We start from the raw sequence: 16,815 nt of genomic DNA, 5'->3' as shown, positions 1-16,815 counted from the left end.
TTAGTATCTGCGGCCTTGGCCGTATCCCCCACCACGGTTATAACCGCCGCCTGATCCGCGGTCATACTCCCGTCTTGGCTGCATGGGTCTTGCCTCATCAATCCGCATTGTTCTTCCTTCAAATACGGTTTGATTCAGTGCATCCATTGCTGCCTGGGCTTCTTCGCTGGTGGCCATCTCTACAAATCCAAACCCTTTCTGCTCAATAATTTTTACGCTGACAACTTCACCATACTGAGAGAATAAATCTTTCAATTGGTCTTCTTTTACAGAGTACGTCAGATTACCAACGTACAAACGCTTGCCTTCCATACGAATTCACAATGTCGATGCATAACGCAGATAGCTCTTCAGAAGATTTTTTTTCTGAGTGCCAAAGGCGACGGAAATAGCCATGTATGAGAACCTGCCACCAGCGGGAGGTATGTACATTACTATTCAGGTCTTTCCTGCGTCTGCAATCTATCATATGTGTCTGTCATTTATCAGCATTTCTCATTTCGTGAAATGTCAGGAGTCTTAAATAGATCCCGGACCATTTTCACTGCACAGAGATCTCCACACATAGAGCAGGTCTCTCCTTTCGGATCACGGTCATGGATATTACGGGCTACTTCCGGAAACAATGAAGTATTGAACTGTTTTTCCCAGTCTAACTCCTGTCGTGCCTTTCCCATCATGAGTTCACGATCTTTTGCATCTGTTCGGCCGGATAACAAATCTCCAATATGTGCAGCCAGGACTGATGCCCGTGTGCCTTCAACAATATCATGTACACGGGGAAGTGCAAGATGCTCACTGGGTGATACCATGCAAAGGAAATTGGCCCCATGTTTACATGCAATAGCCCCACCGATAGCCCCAACAACATGATCATATCCAGATGCTATGTCAGTGACCAGCGGACCGAGAAGATAAAGTGGGGCATGATTTGTCAGTTCTTTTATCATCCGGACATTATACCCAATCTGTTCAAGAGGCATATGTCCCGGACCTTCTATCATCCGGGGCACCCCAAGGCTTTGAGATTTTCGTGCAAGTCGGCCAAGATTCAGGTACTCAACTGTCTTTGCTTCCCTGGAAGCATCTTCATGACAACCCGGCCGCATGCCATCACCCAGACTAATAACGACAGAATATTCTGCAAGAATTTCACACAGGTAATCAAATTCAGACCAGAGTGGATTTTCTTCTTCACGGGCGGCCATCATGGCTATATGAAATGCTCCACCCCGTGATACCACTCCCATGCGCCGTGGATCCTCCTGAAGAGAACGGAACACATCCCGATTTACGCCACAATGTAGGGTGAGGAAATCTACACCATCCCTGCAATGCTCTCTGATAACCTGAAAAATGAGATCGGCATCCACATCCCTGACTGATCCTGCCCGCCGGACGGCTTCGTATATGGGGACTGTACCAACAGGAACTTTGTTTGATAAAATCATGCGGCGAATTGCCGGTATATCACCACCGGTGGAGAGATCCATCAGGGTGTGAGCACCATTGAGTATAGCCGCCTGTGCTTTTTCCTTTTCGAGAGTTGGATCGCACAGATCCTGTGATGTGCCGACATTGACATTTACTTTGACCCTGCATCCTTCACCAATTGCACAGGGAGGATGGGGTCTTCTTGGATTATGTGGAATTACCACTCTCCCTGACTGGATCAGCCGAAATATGCGATCTTTATCGAGTGATTCGGCCTCTGCAATTGCTTTGACAAGAGATGTATCAGGAAGGTAATCCCGGTAATTTACCATATCCTACTTGTTGTATGCAGGGGAATATGATAGTCACATGGTAGTAAAATTCATCCCGGGAAGAGGGATGTATGCAAACGCCTATGTCGCACGGGGAACTATCCTCGTTGATGCCGGAGTAACTCCAATGGCAATTGAGGCGCATAGGAACACAATCACTCATATCATCCTTACCCATTGTCATTTTGATCACATTGCCTACCTGCCTGCACTTCAGAAGATGACCGGAGCAAAAATCTATATCCACCAGGCAGATGCAGAAGGGCTCATGAATGATAATTTAAGTCTCTCGATGCATTTTGGTGCACATTCACCAGGCATTATTCCAGATATGATACTTGAGGGAGGAGAAGTGATAGAAGGATATGAGATAATTCATACTCCCGGCCATACTCCTGGTAGTATCTGCCTGTATGACCAGGATTCAGCAGAACTCATCTCAGGTGATACGGTCTTTTCTGATGGTGCATTTGGGAGATATGATTTTCCTGGAGGAAGCAGGACCAGACTTTCTGAGTCTATACAAAAACTGACTGAACTCAAAGTGAATGGACTCTATCCAGGTCATGGCATTCCTGTACGTGAACACGGGGATCGATTCATTAAGGGTGCTGCAACCCTTATACAATCAGGATATGGATAAAGGAGTATATGTTCTCCTTTTAAAGAATGATGCCTGTCTGATTAAGACCGGAGCTCTTGGAGAGAGAGCATATGGACCCGGATGGCATGCATATGTTGGATCTGCATTCGGAACTGGTGGATTTTCGCGGGTAACGAGGCATATCAGGCTGAATATTGAAAAAAGTAAGAGACCCCGATGGCACATCGACTCCCTCTTACTTTCTCCCTTTTTTCAGGTGAGCAGGGTGTATTGTATTCACACCGATCAAAAAATAGAATGTACCATCGCTCAATGCATAACCGGGACTGTTATTCCGGGTTTTGGCTCATCAGACTGCGTTTGTTCTGGTCATCTCTTTTATTTCTATAATGATCCACATCAGGATATTCTGTCTATCCTTCATTCGATTTCAGAAAAAAATGAATGTATTAACCGGGTAGAAATATGGTCCCCAGACCCTGAATCGTGATGTGAAGAAGCAAAGGGATATTATATGTATTTATAAAGCAGATACCAAACTCATCCACCGTTATTCAGAGGTCTACAAGATGATCAAAGTTGCAGTCAATGGATATGGAACCATAGGAAAGCGTGTCGCAGATGCTGTTTCTGTACAGAAAGATATGGAGATCATCGGGGTTTCAAAGACTAAACCATCTGCAGAGGCCCTGATTGCAGTTCAGAGAGGATATCCCATCTATATCGCAGATATGAGTAAGAAAGACGCTTTTGTGAAAGCAGGTATTCCGGTTGCAGGTTCTGTAGAGGATATGCTGAAAAAAGCAGATATTGTGGTTGACGGAACTCCGGGTGGAGTTGGTGAGTCAAACAAAGCTTTGTATGAGAAGGCCGGTGTAAAAGCAATCTGGCAGGGTGGCGAGGATCATGAAGTTGCTGGATTTTCTTTTAACGCTCATGCCAACTACAAAGATGCCATTGGCAGACAATTTGTCCGGGTTGTCTCATGCAATACGACCGGACTATGTCGTGTCATAAAAGCTATGGATGATGCATTTGGTGTTACAAAAGTCAGGGCAGTTATGGTCAGACGAGGAGCTGATCCGCATGTTGTGAAAAAAGGACCAATAGATGCAGTAGTTCTTGACCCACCAACTATTCCAAGTCACCACGGTCCTGATGTCAACACCGTTCTCCCGCATATCGACATTGTCACCATGGCAATGATCGTTCCAACAACCCAGATGCACATGCATGCGATTACCATTGAACTCAAAAAAGAAGTGAGTCGTGATGAAGTTCTGGCCATCATGAGAGAACACAACCGGATTGGGCTTGTCGAGCCAAAGACTGCAATCAAGAGCACAGCCGAGCTCAAAGAATATGTCATGGATATGGGCCGGCCACGATCTGATTTATGGGAAAATGGTATCTTTGAAGCATCAGTGAACATGGTTGGAAAAGAACTCTTCTTCTTCCAGGCAATCCACCAGGAAGCTGACGTGGTTATTGAAAATGTGGATGCAATCCGCGCGATGATGGGTGAAGTTAAGGACCCGGAGACATCAATCAGGATGACAAATGAGGCAATGCAGTTTACTGCCCTCTAATCACTCATCCTATTATCACCGTCTAAAACAAACCTGTTCAGAATGGATACATACGCCCGTGTAATTCGGAACACGGTCGAGGTTGTTATTGATGAGGAACTGCGTTCCCTCCTTGACCGTCCGGTCAAAAAGGTGTACGCTGGATATGAACCAAGTGGAGAGATCCATCTTGGACATCTGGTAACGATCAATAAACTGATAGACCTGAGAGATGCAGGTTTTGAAGTCACTGTTCTTCTTGCTGATCTTCATGCCTTTCTTAACCGGAAAGGAACAATGGAAGATGTAAAAAAACTGGCAGAATATAATCGCCGCTGTTTTGAAGGACTTGGGCTGACAGATATTACCTATGTCCTGGGTTCCAGTTTTCAGCTTTCAGCAGAATATCAACTTCTGGTTCATGAATTGTCTCAGGCAATTACATTAAACCGTGCCAAACGGAGTATGGACGAGGTTGGGAGACAGATGGATAACCCGACGGTATCACAGATGGTATATCCAATCATGCAGATGGCCGATATTGCCATGCTGGATGTGGATGCTGCTCTTGGAGGTATAGATCAGCGCAAGATTCACATGCTTGCCAGAGAGTATCTGCCGACAAAGAATTATCCTTCTCCGGTCTGCATACATGTTCCGATTCTGCATGGGCTTGATGGGAAAAAGATGTCCTCATCACAGGGTAATTATATATCTGTCGCAGAATCAGAGGAAGATATCAGGAAAAAGATGAAGAAGGCATTTTGTCCGCCTGAGATCGAGGATAATCCTGTTCTCCAGGTTCTTCAGCATCATATCTTCCCTAGACTTGAAACCGTAACCATTGAACGGCCGGAAAAATTCGGTGGGAACAGAACATTTGAATCATATGAAGAGATGCAGCAGGCATATGCAAATGGCGAGGTTCATCCGGCTGATTTGAAAACTGCAGTGGCTGAAGGTTTGATATCAGTTCTTGCACCGGTTCGAGAATATCTCAAATAAAAGCAGGAGATGAATACTTGAGAGATCGACATACCGATGAATTTGATAAACGGGTCGATGAGCTCAAGACAAAAATCAAGGGTTTGGATCAGCTCAAGGTCAGGGATGACGTATTTGATGAATATACCCTCCTTGGGTTGTACAAACTCCTCTCGAAAGGGTGGATCACTGCCATGGGTGGCCCGATTTCTACTGGCAAGGAAGCGAATGTGTACCTTGCTGATCGGAATGAGAATTTGGTTGCAGTAAAGATCTACTTGACTAGAACTGCAAATTTTAAAAAAATGCAGGACTATATTGCTGCAGACAGGAGATTTATTAACATCGGAAAGAGCAGAAGAGATGTAATCTTTGCTTGGACCAGAAAAGAATTTTCAAATCTGAAACGGGCAGAAGATGCTGGAATCCCTGTTCCTCATCCCCTCATTTTTGACCGTAACGTCCTGGTCATGGAGTATCTGGGAGATGAAAAGGGAGCATTTCCCCAACTCAGGCTTGCTGAGTTTGAAGATCCGCAGCAGACCTATGATGAGATCCTGGATTATATCCGGACGTTATGGAAAAAAGCCAAGCTGGTTCATGGGGATCTATCTGAATATAATATTCTCTATGGAAGAGGCCACTCATATCTCATTGATATGGGACAAGCGGTCACCCTGGATCATCCTCATGCTCCTGGATTTTTAAAACGGGATCTTGAACAGCTGAACCGGTTCTTTCATGAACGGTGCAGTACTCATGAGGTATCTGAAATACTTGAAGAACTATGCGGCTCCTCACCGCGATAATATGAGAATGGAGAGATTTTTATGCAACAGGAAACACGAATAACCCAGGAGCGAATCGGGGTTCTAATTGGAAAGAAAGGACAGACAAAGCGAGAGATTGAGGAAAAAACAAAAACCAGGATTCAGGTTGACAGCGAAGAAGGACTTGTCAGTATAGAAGGTGAGGATGCTGATGGATTTATTCAGGCTGTTGAAGCAGTAAAAGCTATTGCACGGGGATTTTCTCCTGAAAGAGCAGCAATTTTACTTGAAGATCCGGATTTATACCTCGAGATCATCGAACTATCAGAATTTGCCGGAAGTGACTCAAAAATTGAACGTATCCGGGGCAGGATCATTGGAAGAGATGGTAAATCCAGATCCCAGATACAGGATATGACTGCAACAGAGATTTCAGTGTATGGAAAAACTGTTGGAATTATTGGAACTGTGGAACAGGTTAAAATTGCACGGGAAGCTGTTGAAATGCTCATAAAAGGTGTCTCTCACGAATCGGTTTTTTCATTCCTTGAAAAGAAACGGCGAGAGTTAAAACAGGATATGATCAGTTACTATTATTAAAGAATCTCCATGCTCCGTTCTATCCTCTCCAGAGACTGGTGATCCAGGTGGACCTGCAGTCACTTCCCCTTCCCGAATCATTTATTCGTGCTTGTATTGCCAAGGGGATTACATCCCTGTATCCCCCGCAAGCAGAATGTGTGAACCAGGGACTGCTTGAAGGAAAAAACCAACTCATTTCTATTCCAACGGCCAGTGGAAAGACTCTTCTTGCAGAGATGGCCATGTGGGCACGGATTGCAGATGGTGGGAAATGTCTGTATATTGTGCCTCTCAGAGCTTTGGCATCTGAAAAATATGAAGAATTTTCCAGGAAGGGAGTGATCAGGGTCGGTATTGCAACCGGTGATTTTGATCGGACAGATGCATATCTTGGTGAAAACGATATCATCGTTGCAACCAGTGAAAAAACAGACTCTCTGCTCAGGAATAAAACACCATGGTTGTCACATATCACCTGCATCATACTTGATGAAGTTCATCTCATCGGATCTGAAAACCGGGGGGCTACCCTTGAGATGGTTATTACCAAACTTCGCTACACAAATCCTGGAATGCAGATTATTGGCCTGTCTGCAACAATTGGAAATCCGGCTCAGCTGGCGGAGTGGTTAAACGCCGCTTTGATTACCAGTACCTGGCGCCCTGTTGACCTCAGGCAGGGTGTGTATTACAATGGAAAGATCCGTTTTCAGAATTCAGAACGCCCTATCCAGGCAAAAACCAAGCATGACGATCTGAATTTATGCCTTGATACGATTGAAGAGGGAGGGCAGTGTCTGGTTTTTGTATCATCACGGAGAAATGCTGAAGGTTTTGCAAAAAAAGCTGCAGGAGCATTGAAAACCGGTAGCCCAGACTCCCGAAGTCTCGCAGATCAATTACGTAAACTACGCGATCGGGATGAGAGTAATATCCTGGCTGATTGTGTTGAGCGGGGAGCGGCATTTCATCATGCCGGACTTCTCAGACAAGAAAGAACCATCATTGAAGAAGGATTTCGGAATGGATATATCGAGGTGATCTCTGCAACCCCGACACTTGCTGCAGGTCTGAATCTCCCGGCCAGGCGGGTCATTATCAGGGATTATTCCCGGTTCTCTTCAGGTCTTGGAATGGTTCCGATACCAGTTGGAGAATATCACCAGATGGCAGGAAGAGCAGGAAGACCGCATCTGGATCCTTATGGTGAAGCAGTTCTTTTAGCGAAAGATGCCCCAACAGTCGAACGACTTTTTGAGACGTTCATTGATGCTGAAGCAGAACGGATTGACTCACAGTGTGTTGATGATTCATCGCTGTGTGCACACATACTCTCCCTGATAGCAACAGGATTTGCACATGATCAGGGTGCCCTGGCATCATTTATGGAACGGACATTTTATTTTTATCAACATCCAAAAACCCGTTCTCTCCCCAGACTGGTTTCTGATGCAGTCCTGTTCCTGATTGCAGCAGAAATGGTACAGGAGAGTCAGGGCAGACTTTCTGCAACACAACTTGGCAATCTGGTCTCCAGACTATATTTGAATCCCTGTACTGCACGGTTGATACTGGATAATCTCAAATCGTGTGAGGCGCCGACATTGATCGGTCTGCTTCATGTCATCTGTGTTTCACCTGATATGCAGCGGCTTTATCTGAAATCAGCCGATACCCAGCTCTTGCGAACATTTCTGTTTAAAAATAAGGATGACCTTATTCTCCCGCTTCCCTTTGAACAGGAAGAAGAAGAACTCTGGCTCTCCGGTCTTAAAACCGCGTTAGTTCTGACTGACTGGGCTGATGAAGTGTCAGAAAAGCAGATAGAAGAACGATATGGGATTGGTGCAGGTGACCTGTATAATATCGTTGATTCTGGAAAATGGCTCCTTCATGCTACAGAACGACTTGTTTCTACGCAGATTTCAGAATTAAGTTCAGTTATTTCAACTCTTGCAATCAGGGTTCAGCATGGAGTAAAACCTGAACTTCTTCCCCTGGTCGCTCTTCGAAATATCGGACGGGTACGTGCACGAAGCCTGTATAATGCCGGATATCAGGATCCCCAATCTCTGGTTAATGCAGGGATCCCAACTATAGCACGAATTATTGGAGAGGGCATAGCAAGACAGGTAATTGAAGATATTTCCGGAGTGAAGAATTCAGGGAAAAAGAAATATAATAATGATGGTGAATCCAGGGAAAAAACTCAATACCTGACAGACATTCCTGGTATTGGCAATAAAATGGCCACCAAGTTACAAGACTCTGGTATTCATACCATTGCTGATCTGTTAAATGCGGATGAAACGCTCCTCTCGCAGGTGCTGGGGTCTGCACGAACTCAAAAAATCCTTGGATATCTGGTGGAAAATTCTCTAAAAAAAGAAAAAAATCTGGCACCAAAAATCAATGATAAAGAAATAAAAATCAGAGGTCAGTCATCCTGGGAGGATTTTGGATGTTAAATCAAAAAAATAGACGTTCAGAGGATTTCTGCATCATTCCGGTCAGAATAACTCTCAATGATCGGCAAGAATTTCTCAACCATATAAGGAATCTTGGTGATCAGTATGATGTCACCATCATATGCCTTAATCGGGATATGATAGCAGGTTACAGCCATGTAAAGACAGCTATGATACACGCTCTTCGTTCTTGGAAAGAAGAAAAAAACATAGCACGAAGTCTTGAGATGGAGGTCCTGCTCTATGTTGCCGGTACACGACAGACTGGTCAGATCGCCCCATTCGGACCACAAATTGGTGAAAATTTTTATTATCTGTGTATAACACCAGCAGAAAAAAAAATAATTACAACCCTTCCTGACTGGATACAGGAAGTCGATGATAAAGACTGGAATATTATCTCTGAAGAGAAAAAAAAGCGTCTTATTCAATTCTTTGGAATCACCCCAGAAGAAATTATCGTCACCGGTGAAGAGCAGCTGGTTGATCTTATTTGTGAACGTACGGCTCTGCTTGCTGTGAATAGGTAATACAATAAAGGAGAGATTCTCCCCAATATGCAATGGGTAAAAAGCATTTGAAAATGAGTGGAAAATTATCGGTTGGCATGAGTGAGTATATGAAATATTTCTGGAATTATTATTTCACGGGTAGCTAACTCAGCTGCATTTTTTGAACCTGGAATACAAAATACGGCTTTACCATCAATAATACCTCCTACTGCTCTACTGAGGACAGTTCTTGTCCCAACTTCTGAAAAGCTTTTTAATCTGAATAACTCTCCAAATCCATCTAATTTCTTTTGAAGAAGTGGGTCAACTGCTTCAATTGTACAATCATCATGGGTAATCCCTGTTCCTCCGGTCAGAATAATACAATTTGCTTCAGTAAGTGCTTTTTTCAAGCCCGCTTGAATTAATTTAATATCATCAGGTATTACATCTAATCGAACAACAGGAATTGAAGATTCTTGAAATAATGATTGAATACTTTTCCCTGCAGTATCTTCCTTTTCAGATCTGGTTGTTGATATAACAAGTATAGCTACTTGTACTGATATTTTTTGGATATGAGAGGAATCCATGAAAGAATGTTGATAGTACAGGAAATATAATGTTCGATTAAAGTTATTGTGTTCACTGATACCCCACCCCTTTGTTTCCACTGGAAGAAATAGAACAAGGTTGTTGTAATTTCTTTGCTGTTATTCTAAATTTTACTTATAGTATGTTTTTTTAATATTTTTTTACAATTTCATAATATTTTATAATAATAACAAAAACTATTTATGTACTCAAGCTGACCTGTACAACAGAGAGTCGATATGATTTTTTTTTTTAAAAGTTATTCATGAGTCAAAAATGTGAGTTCCAGTGGAAACAAAGGGGTGGGGCATTGTTGATCATCACTCTTGTATCACGCCACTAGTATTATTGGAATACCCATCGAACAATACTAGGATTACCTGGTTCATGACACATGATACAAACGATAGTCCTGGTTTATTTGATAAATTCCTTTCAGAAAATCGAATATTCCGGGATCGCGAAGTACTAAGACACTCATATCGGCCTCACATTCTCCCTCACAGAAAACCACAAATAGATCAGATAGCAGCAATTTTGGCTCCAGCCCTTCAGACGGAAACCCCCTCTAATATTCTTATATATGGAAAAACCGGAACAGGTAAGACAGCCTCAGTTCGATACGTTGGAACAGAATTAGAATCGGTTAGTGCCAGAAGAGGCACTATCTGTAGGGTCATTCATCTCAACTGTGAAGTTATTGATACTCAGTACCGGGTTTTAGCACAAATCTCAAAGATGATTCTTGGTGAAGAGGATCCATCAAGTGATAAAACCAGAATTCATATCCCGATGACTGGATGGCCAACTGATCAGGTATATAGCGAACTCAAAAATCAGATTGACACTAGTACAGGCGTTTTCATAATTATTCTTGATGAAATAGACAAGTTAGTGAAAAAAAGTGGAGATGACACTCTTTACAATCTGACCAGGATTAATACTGATCTCAGTCGTTCAAAAGTATCGATAATAGGCATCTCAAATGATCTTGGTTTTAAGACATTCCTAGATCCACGAGTTTTATCTTCCTTATCAGAAGAAGAACTAGTTTTTCCTCCATACAATGCACCTCAACTTTGCGATATTTTACAGCAACGAGCAGCAATCGGATTTGCAGAAGATGCTCTTGATGATGAAGTGATTCCGCTTTGTGCAGCTCTGGCAGCTCAAGAGCATGGGGATGCGCGAAGGGCATTGGATTTACTCCGCATCTCTGGCGAACTGGCTGATCGTGAAAATGGATCAAAAGTAACCATTGAACATGTAAAAAAGGCCCAGGCAAAAATTGAAACAGATAGTATGGTCGAGTGCATAAAAACTCTTCCGACACAAAGTAAAATCGTATTATATTGTATGCTTTTACTTCATCGGGCAGGTCAACGAATTTTTATTTCTGGAGATGTAACCCGTATTTATAAAGAACTAACTCCGTTTCTTGAGATTGATGTTCTGACGGCCAGAAGAATATCTGATCTTATATCTGAGTTAAATATGCTGGGAGTAATAAATACCCGCCTTGTCAATCGTGGAAGACATGGCAGAACAAAAGAGATGTGGTTTGATACCAGTACAGAAAAAATATGGGAAGTAATTATGGAAGAGTCAGATGGACGTCTGGCACAGGTAGATGAACAGATAGTAATCCAGATAATGAGATAAATCAGTATAGGACTGAAATTCATGGATGATATAGACCGGTCATTACTCTCTCTTTTAGAAGAAAATTGTTCTACACCGCTTCATGAACTGGCAGTGATGTTGGGATGTAGCGATGAAGATGTAGAAAAACGCAGGCAGCAACTTGAAAAAGATGGTATTATTCGTCGATATTCTGCAGTCATCAACTGGGAACAGGTAGACAAGGGTGCTGTCTATGCAATTATTGAGCTTAAAGTGGCGCCTGAGCGGGACTATGGGTATGACCGGATCGCAGCACGGATATCACGGTTTTCAAATGTCCGGAATCTGAGGCTTCGTACCGGAACACATGACCTGCAGCTTCTTGTGAAAGGGAAGAGTATGCAAGAGATTGCCAGGTTTGTTTCTGAACAGATCGCTCCAATGGAGCGAATTCGAGAGACTGCTACACATATTATCATGAAAACATACAAAGAAAACGGGGTGCTCTATGTTGAGCGTGAAGACGGACAACGCCTGCCATTCTCGTTCTGATCAAAGAAAACGTGATTTCGTCTCTGACCGGGCGAAATTAATACCACCCTCCGGCATACGTCGTTTTTTTGATCTGGCTGGCCAAATGGAGGATGTCATCTCTCTTGGTGTTGGAGAGCCGGATTATTCAACACCCTGGCATATTTGTGATGCTGCAATTACTTCGATAGAACAGGGACATACTGCCTATACCTCAAATACGGGAATGGAATCCCTAAGGAATGAACTATCCAGGTTCATTAGAGACCGGTACCAGGTTGAGTATAATCCAAAGTCTGAGATGATTGTCACCACCGGGGTTTCTGAAGGGCTTGATATCGTCATTCGGGCTGTAACCAACCCTGGTGATGAGGTGCTGGTTATTGATCCATCCTATGTCAGTTATGCCCCCTGTGTCACTATGGCTGGTGGCACTCCGGTTCCTGTTCCCTGCACGGAGAAGAATAGGTTCCGGCTTTCTGCGGATGTCCTGATGGAGCATATCACTCCCCAGTCAAAGGTCCTAGTTCTGAATTTTCCAAATAACCCGACTGGAGGTGTAATGCGGCGAGAGGATCTTGAGACAATTGCGGATGTCGCTATTGATCATGATCTATTAATCCTTTCAGATGAGGTCTACGCAGAACTCACTTATGAAGGACACCATACGGCAACCGCTTCAATAGAAGGTCTGTGGGACCGGACAATCACTCTTTCTGGTTTTTCGAAAGCCTTTGCAATGACCGGATGGAGACTGGGATATATCTGCGCTCCACATGATATCACTGCTGCAGCACTCAAAATTCATCAGTATGTGATGCTTTCAGCTCCTACGATGAGTCAGTATGCAGCTCTTGAGGCACTCAAAAACGGAGAGGAGGCAATGCGTGAGATGGTAAGGGAATATCATCTGAGAAGAAACCTCTTTGTTGATGGTCTCAACCGTATAGGCCTCTCCTGTCACACCCCAGAAGGAGCGTTTTATGCTTTTCCTTCAGTGAAGGGAACTGGTCTTACCGATTATGAGTTTGCGGAACGTTTGATAACTGAGGCTGGTGTAGCGGTTGTTCCTGGCAGTGTCTTTGGTGCCGGCGGTATAGGGCATGTCCGGTGCTCGTATGCGGTTTCAAGACAGGAACTAACTGAGGCAATAAGAAGAATGGATGAGTTTATCAGGTCTTTACCCTGAATTCTGAATAATTATAAAAAGGCTCTTTTTTCTATACACTGATTCCAAGTATCCGTGCCGCAAGATGTGCGGCATTTTCTCCGTTATCAACACCGACACAGGCAACAGGAACCCCTTTGGGCATCTGGACGATCGAGAGCAGGGCATCCAGACCTCCCATGAGTTTTCCTGAAACCGGAACACCAATTACCGGCTTTTTTGTTTTGGATGCTACAACACCTGGAAGAGCAGCAGCAAGTCCGGCGATACAGATGAAGACCTCTGCACTAGATTTTGAGATATACTCATCCAGTCTGTCCGGGTCACGGTGGGCTGAAATGACCTGATAATCATACCCGATCTGATATGATTTTAAAACTTCCCAGGCTTTTTTTGCTATCTCTTCATCAGATGATGAGCCACAGATGATGCTTACGTGAGGCATGGTCCCTACACGAATATAATCAGTCTGGAAGTAAAATAGTATACTCGATTTTTATGGAAGATGAGTTGCTCCTGATGCTTCCGGGTCCGGTCCCGCTGCCGGAACGGGTTCGTGCAGTCATGGCCCGGCAGGCTATCAATCACCGGGGGGCAGAATTCGGAAATGCATATGCAGATATCGTTCGTGTTCTGAAAGGCCTGTTTGGGACGAAGAATAATCCTCTTGTTATTTCAGGCTCCGGGACTGCCGGAATGGAGGCTGCGGTTGCTAACTTTGGAAAAGGCCGCAAAATGGCTCACCTGATCAATGGAAAGTTCGGGGAACGGATGTACACGATTGGACAGCGGTATGCATCTGAGGCCCGCCCGATTGAATCAGAATGGGGCACTCCGCTGAGCCTTGAAGGTCTGAAATCTGCACTTGAGGATGGTTGTGAAGTTGTCACCATGGTCCACAATGAGACCTCTGCTGGAATTTTGAATCCGGCTGGTGAAGTTGGAAAGATCTGCCGGAAACATGATGCGCTCTTTATCATGGACGGGGTTACCTCTATCGGTGGTGATCTGGTCAAAGCAGATGACTGGGGCGTTGATATTGCCGTCGTTGGTTCACAAAAATGTCTTGCTGCTCCTGCAGGGCTTGCTGCGGTTTCAGTGTCAGATCGGGCTTGGGACAGGGTTGTAAAAAATCCTCCATATTACCTTGATCTTCCAGCATACAAGAAAAATGCAGTCAAAGAACCTATGGAGACTCCCTATACTCCTGCAGTCCCCTTGTTCCTGGCACTTCGAGAAGCCTGTCTTATTATCGAAGAAGAAGGCATTGATGCCCGTATTGCCCGGCACCATCGGATGGCTGGTGCTGTCAGGAAAGCCGTGAAAGCCTGGGGCCTGGAGATGTTTCCACAGATCGACAGTCTTCATACATACTCAAATACTGTTACTGCTGCCTGTATCCCAACAGGATCAAATGACAAGGATTTCAGGGGAATAGTAAAGAAACTGGGAATCCAGATTGCTGGTGGTCAGGATCACTTAAAGGATAAAATCTTCAGAATTGGTCATATGGGAGCTGTTTCAGCACCTGAACTCCTGGCTACCCTTGCTGCCACTGAGTATGCAATCCGCACGACTGGTCATCAAGTACGCGAATCTGGTGTCATGGCTGCAGCAGAGGATTTAGGATGAAGATAGGCATCGCGGACACGACCTTTGCACGGGTTAATATGGGCTGGTTCGCGATCGATGAACTGAAAAAACATAGTAGCGTTACTATTGAGCGATATACCGTCCCCGGCGTGAAAGATCTGCCGGTGGCCTGTAAAAAACTTTTTGAAGAATATCGCTGTGACATCTGCATGGCCCTTGGGATGCCGGGAGGAAAAGAGAAAGACAGGATGTGTGCCCACGAGGCATCTACCGGACTTATCGCCTGTCAACTCATGACAAACCGCCATATCATTGAAGTTTTTGTTCATGAAGATGAAGCGGCAGATGATGCTGGACTTGCCTGGCTTGCAGAACAACGGACCAGGGAACATGCAGTTAATGTCATAAAGCTGATGCGTCCTGGAACACTTGAACGAGAAGCCGGAACAGGTCAGAGGCAGGGATTTTCTGATGCCGGTTCAGCACGACAATAAAGGAGGATGAAACATGGCAGAACAAAAATCAAAAGAAGAAATAAAACTTGGATTTGTTGTAGCGGAGTTTAACCGAGACATCACGTATATGATGGAGATCGAAGCTGAAGAGCATGCAAAATTTTTAGGAGCCAGGGTCGCAGAACGGCTGTATGTACCTGGTGCCTATGATATGCCGCTTGCAATCAAAAAGATGCTGAAAGACAACAAAGTTGACGCTGTTGTAACCATTGGGTGTGTTATTGAAGGAGCAACCCAGCATGATGAAATTGTTGTCCAGCATGCAGCCCGGAAGATCATTGATCTCTCTTTAGAATTTGGAAAACCGGTCACTTTAGGTATCTCTGGTCCGGGAATGACAAGGCTTGAAGCGACAGATCGGATAGAATATGGAAAGCGTGCGGTAGAATCCGCAATAAAACTGGTACAGCGGTTAGCATGAGACCACTCTCGACAAAACTTGCTGCAATTGCTCCTTCAGCAACGATCGAGATCACTGAAAAAGCCCGCAGGATGCAGGCCGCCGGAACTGATGTTATCAGCTTGTCTATTGGGGAGCCTGATTTTCCTACTCCTGCCCATATCACTGAAGCATGTATTGATGCCTTGCGCCGGGGTGAAACCCATTACGCACCAGGTAAGGGTATTCCTGAACTGGTAAAGGCTGTCGCAGAAAAAATTGAACAGGAGAACAGGATTCCTTGTACTGCTGATCAGGTGATTGTTGGATGTGGAGCGAAAGACTCTATCTACGAAGCATGTGAAGCAGTTTTAAGTCCGGGAGCTGAAGCCATCATATTAGATCCTTCCTGGGTCAGTTATGAACCATGTGTTCAGATTGCTGGTGGCACTGCTGTTCATCATCCGCTAAATGATGAAACTTTCCAGGTTGATGACAGTCTTCTTGAAAAGGTAACAAACAAGACCCGGATGATTATAATCAATACCCCATCAAATCCATCTGGTGCTATCTTAAGCCGTGAATCACTTCAACTGGTCGCTGATATTTGTCAGGATCATGATCTCATTGCTTTGTCTGATGAGATTTATGAGAAGCTCATCTATGGAAAGACTCATTTATCCATCGGTTCTTTTCCAGGAATGGAAGAACGGACTATCACGGTGAACGGTTTCTCTAAAGCATATGCAATGACCGGATGGAGGCTTGGGTATGCTGTATCATCGAAAGAAATTATCGGGTATATGAATAAAGTCCAGCAGCATACCATTTCTCATCCGACAACCTTTGCCATGTATGGCGGGGTCGCTGCTCTGAAAGACCCTCAGAGCTGCATCGAGGAGATGCGAGCTGAATTTGAGAAGAGACGGGCTTTTGTCCTTAAAAAAATGGAAGAGATGGGTCTTTCATATGCTCCGGCAGATGGGGCGTTCTATGCCTATGTAAAAGTTGAGGGCAATGATGCGGACGTTGCAAACAAATGGCTTGAGAAAGGCCATGTTGCAGTGACTCATGGTTCTGCATTTAACCATCCGGGATGGATTCGAGTAAGTTATGCTGCATCTATGGATAGGTTAGAAGAAGCGATGAGAAGAATATCCGCAGTTCTCTAATCTTTTT

Annotated in this window: 19 protein-coding genes; 15 read left to right on the top strand and 4 right to left on the bottom strand. The window is 44.3% G+C overall.

Annotated elements, in window-relative coordinates; translation table 11 throughout:
• Nucleotides 1–255: an RNA recognition motif domain-containing protein gene (locus KSK55_RS10105; RefSeq protein WP_256663979.1), complete on the bottom strand. Its 255-nt coding sequence runs from the start codon at nt 253–255 to the stop codon at nt 1–3.
• Between the two features lie 230 nt (nt 256–485).
• A complete protein-coding gene (thiC, locus tag KSK55_RS10100) occupies nt 486–1,766 on the bottom strand; it encodes a phosphomethylpyrimidine synthase ThiC (protein WP_218606810.1) in 1,281 nt (426 codons plus the stop codon).
• 37 nt (nt 1,767–1,803) lie between these two features.
• Between thiC and KSK55_RS10095 the strand changes: the two genes are divergently transcribed.
• The 8 genes from KSK55_RS10095 (at nt 1,804) to cgi121 (ending at nt 9,272) form a co-directional block, all read left to right on the top strand.
• Complete coding sequence (locus KSK55_RS10095; RefSeq protein ID WP_214419758.1) at nt 1,804–2,409, top strand: MBL fold metallo-hydrolase; 606 nt, start codon at nt 1,804–1,806, stop codon at nt 2,407–2,409.
• Nucleotides 2,402–2,860, top strand: coding sequence for a GIY-YIG nuclease family protein (locus KSK55_RS10090; RefSeq protein WP_218606809.1), 459 nt, complete (start codon nt 2,402–2,404; stop codon nt 2,858–2,860). Before KSK55_RS10095 ends, KSK55_RS10090 begins: the two co-directional genes overlap by 8 nt.
• A 79-nt stretch (nt 2,861–2,939) precedes the next feature.
• A complete protein-coding gene (locus tag KSK55_RS10085; RefSeq protein WP_214419760.1) occupies nt 2,940–3,959 on the top strand; it encodes a type II glyceraldehyde-3-phosphate dehydrogenase in 1,020 nt (339 codons plus the stop codon).
• Between the two features lie 42 nt (nt 3,960–4,001).
• Nucleotides 4,002–4,943, top strand: a complete 942-nt coding sequence (locus tag KSK55_RS10080) for a tyrosine--tRNA ligase (RefSeq protein ID WP_218606808.1) — start codon at nt 4,002–4,004, stop codon at nt 4,941–4,943.
• 17 nt (nt 4,944–4,960) lie between these two features.
• Complete coding sequence (locus KSK55_RS10075; protein WP_218606807.1) at nt 4,961–5,731, top strand: serine protein kinase RIO; 771 nt, start codon at nt 4,961–4,963, stop codon at nt 5,729–5,731.
• Nucleotides 5,732–5,752: 21 nt separating this feature from the next.
• Nucleotides 5,753–6,292: a KH domain-containing protein gene (locus KSK55_RS10070; protein WP_214419763.1), complete on the top strand. Its 540-nt coding sequence runs from the start codon at nt 5,753–5,755 to the stop codon at nt 6,290–6,292.
• A gap of 47 nt (nt 6,293–6,339) precedes the next feature.
• Nucleotides 6,340–8,742 carry an ATP-dependent DNA helicase gene (locus KSK55_RS10065; RefSeq protein WP_218606806.1) on the top strand — a complete coding sequence of 801 codons (2,403 nt, stop codon included), beginning with the start codon at nt 6,340–6,342 and terminating at the stop codon, nt 8,740–8,742.
• On the top strand, nt 8,736–9,272 hold the full coding sequence (gene cgi121 / locus KSK55_RS10060; RefSeq protein WP_218606805.1) for a KEOPS complex subunit Cgi121: 537 nt from the start codon (nt 8,736–8,738) through the stop codon (nt 9,270–9,272). The genes KSK55_RS10065 and cgi121 overlap by 7 nt, the downstream gene beginning before the upstream one ends.
• Nucleotides 9,273–9,337: 65 nt before the next feature.
• On the opposite strand, the gene KSK55_RS10055 is transcribed toward cgi121, so the two are convergent.
• On the bottom strand, nt 9,338–9,826 hold the full coding sequence (locus KSK55_RS10055) for a MogA/MoaB family molybdenum cofactor biosynthesis protein (RefSeq protein WP_214419766.1): 489 nt from the start codon (nt 9,824–9,826) through the stop codon (nt 9,338–9,340).
• 388 nt (nt 9,827–10,214) lie between these two features.
• Here KSK55_RS10055 and KSK55_RS10050 point away from each other — a divergent pair, with 388 nt between their 5' ends.
• From KSK55_RS10050 to KSK55_RS10040, 3 genes are read left to right on the top strand one after another with little or no spacing between them, the layout of a single operon-like run.
• Nucleotides 10,215–11,489 (top strand): ORC1-type DNA replication protein, encoded by a 1,275-nt coding sequence (locus tag KSK55_RS10050; RefSeq protein ID WP_218606804.1) that lies wholly within the window; start codon nt 10,215–10,217, stop codon nt 11,487–11,489.
• A 21-nt stretch (nt 11,490–11,510) separates the two neighbouring features.
• Entirely contained in the window at nt 11,511–12,002 is a 492-nt protein-coding gene (locus KSK55_RS10045; protein ID WP_214419768.1) for an Lrp/AsnC family transcriptional regulator, read from the top strand.
• Nucleotides 11,968–13,170, top strand: a complete 1,203-nt coding sequence (locus tag KSK55_RS10040) for an aminotransferase class I/II-fold pyridoxal phosphate-dependent enzyme (RefSeq protein WP_256663978.1) — start codon at nt 11,968–11,970, stop codon at nt 13,168–13,170. Before KSK55_RS10045 ends, KSK55_RS10040 begins: the two co-directional genes overlap by 35 nt.
• 31 nt (nt 13,171–13,201) lie before the next feature.
• Here KSK55_RS10040 and purE read toward each other — a convergent pair whose 3' ends face one another.
• Nucleotides 13,202–13,594: a 5-(carboxyamino)imidazole ribonucleotide mutase gene (gene purE / locus KSK55_RS10035; RefSeq protein WP_214419770.1), complete on the bottom strand. Its 393-nt coding sequence runs from the start codon at nt 13,592–13,594 to the stop codon at nt 13,202–13,204.
• Between the two features lie 53 nt (nt 13,595–13,647).
• On the opposite strand from purE, the gene KSK55_RS10030 reads away from it, so the two are divergent.
• From KSK55_RS10030 to KSK55_RS10015, 4 genes are read left to right on the top strand one after another with little or no spacing between them, the layout of a single operon-like run.
• Nucleotides 13,648–14,781 carry a pyridoxal-phosphate-dependent aminotransferase family protein gene (locus KSK55_RS10030; RefSeq protein WP_218606803.1) on the top strand — a complete coding sequence of 378 codons (1,134 nt, stop codon included), beginning with the start codon at nt 13,648–13,650 and terminating at the stop codon, nt 14,779–14,781.
• The gene (gene ribC / locus KSK55_RS10025; RefSeq protein WP_218606802.1) at nt 14,778–15,236 is read left to right on the top strand and encodes a riboflavin synthase; all 459 of its coding nucleotides are present in this window, start codon (nt 14,778–14,780) and stop codon (nt 15,234–15,236) included. Before KSK55_RS10030 ends, ribC begins: the two co-directional genes overlap by 4 nt.
• A 13-nt stretch (nt 15,237–15,249) precedes the next feature.
• Nucleotides 15,250–15,678, top strand: coding sequence for a 6,7-dimethyl-8-ribityllumazine synthase (ribH, locus tag KSK55_RS10020; RefSeq protein ID WP_214419773.1), 429 nt, complete (start codon nt 15,250–15,252; stop codon nt 15,676–15,678).
• Nucleotides 15,675–16,808, top strand: a complete 1,134-nt coding sequence (locus KSK55_RS10015; protein WP_218606801.1) for a pyridoxal phosphate-dependent aminotransferase — start codon at nt 15,675–15,677, stop codon at nt 16,806–16,808. Before ribH ends, KSK55_RS10015 begins: the two co-directional genes overlap by 4 nt.
• Nucleotides 16,809–16,815: the final 7 nt, after the last annotated feature.

It is taken from the genome of Methanospirillum hungatei, from assembly GCF_019263745.1.
In the GTDB taxonomy this organism is placed as follows: Archaea; Halobacteriota; Methanomicrobia; order Methanomicrobiales; family Methanospirillaceae; genus Methanospirillum; species Methanospirillum purgamenti.
This window is presented reverse-complemented; position numbering and strand designations above follow the sequence as displayed.

Bases quoted from the DNA above. Each gene is read 5' to 3' on its own strand.
- ribH (WP_214419773.1), top strand. From the start codon at position 15,250: ATGGCAGAACAAAAATCAAAAGAAGAAATAAAACTTGGATTTGTTGTA.
- purE (WP_214419770.1), bottom strand. From the start codon at position 13,594: ATGCCTCACGTAAGCATCATCTGTGGCTCATCATCTGATGAAGAGATA.
- KSK55_RS10085 (WP_214419760.1), top strand. From the start codon at position 2,940: ATGATCAAAGTTGCAGTCAATGGATATGGAACCATAGGAAAGCGTGTC.
- thiC (WP_218606810.1), bottom strand. From the start codon at position 1,766: ATGGTAAATTACCGGGATTACCTTCCTGATACATCTCTTGTCAAAGCA.
- KSK55_RS10045 (WP_214419768.1), top strand. From the start codon at position 11,511: ATGGATGATATAGACCGGTCATTACTCTCTCTTTTAGAAGAAAATTGT.
- KSK55_RS10070 (WP_214419763.1), top strand. From the start codon at position 5,753: ATGCAACAGGAAACACGAATAACCCAGGAGCGAATCGGGGTTCTAATT.
- cgi121 (WP_218606805.1), top strand. From the start codon at position 8,736: ATGTTAAATCAAAAAAATAGACGTTCAGAGGATTTCTGCATCATTCCG.
- KSK55_RS10090 (WP_218606809.1), top strand. From the start codon at position 2,402: ATGGATAAAGGAGTATATGTTCTCCTTTTAAAGAATGATGCCTGTCTG.
- KSK55_RS10030 (WP_218606803.1), top strand. From the start codon at position 13,648: ATGGAAGATGAGTTGCTCCTGATGCTTCCGGGTCCGGTCCCGCTGCCG.
- KSK55_RS10050 (WP_218606804.1), top strand. From the start codon at position 10,215: ATGACACATGATACAAACGATAGTCCTGGTTTATTTGATAAATTCCTT.
- KSK55_RS10080 (WP_218606808.1), top strand. From the start codon at position 4,002: ATGGATACATACGCCCGTGTAATTCGGAACACGGTCGAGGTTGTTATT.
- KSK55_RS10055 (WP_214419766.1), bottom strand. From the start codon at position 9,826: ATGGATTCCTCTCATATCCAAAAAATATCAGTACAAGTAGCTATACTT.
- KSK55_RS10095 (WP_214419758.1), top strand. From the start codon at position 1,804: ATGGTAGTAAAATTCATCCCGGGAAGAGGGATGTATGCAAACGCCTAT.
- ribC (WP_218606802.1), top strand. From the start codon at position 14,778: ATGAAGATAGGCATCGCGGACACGACCTTTGCACGGGTTAATATGGGC.
- KSK55_RS10015 (WP_218606801.1), top strand. From the start codon at position 15,675: ATGAGACCACTCTCGACAAAACTTGCTGCAATTGCTCCTTCAGCAACG.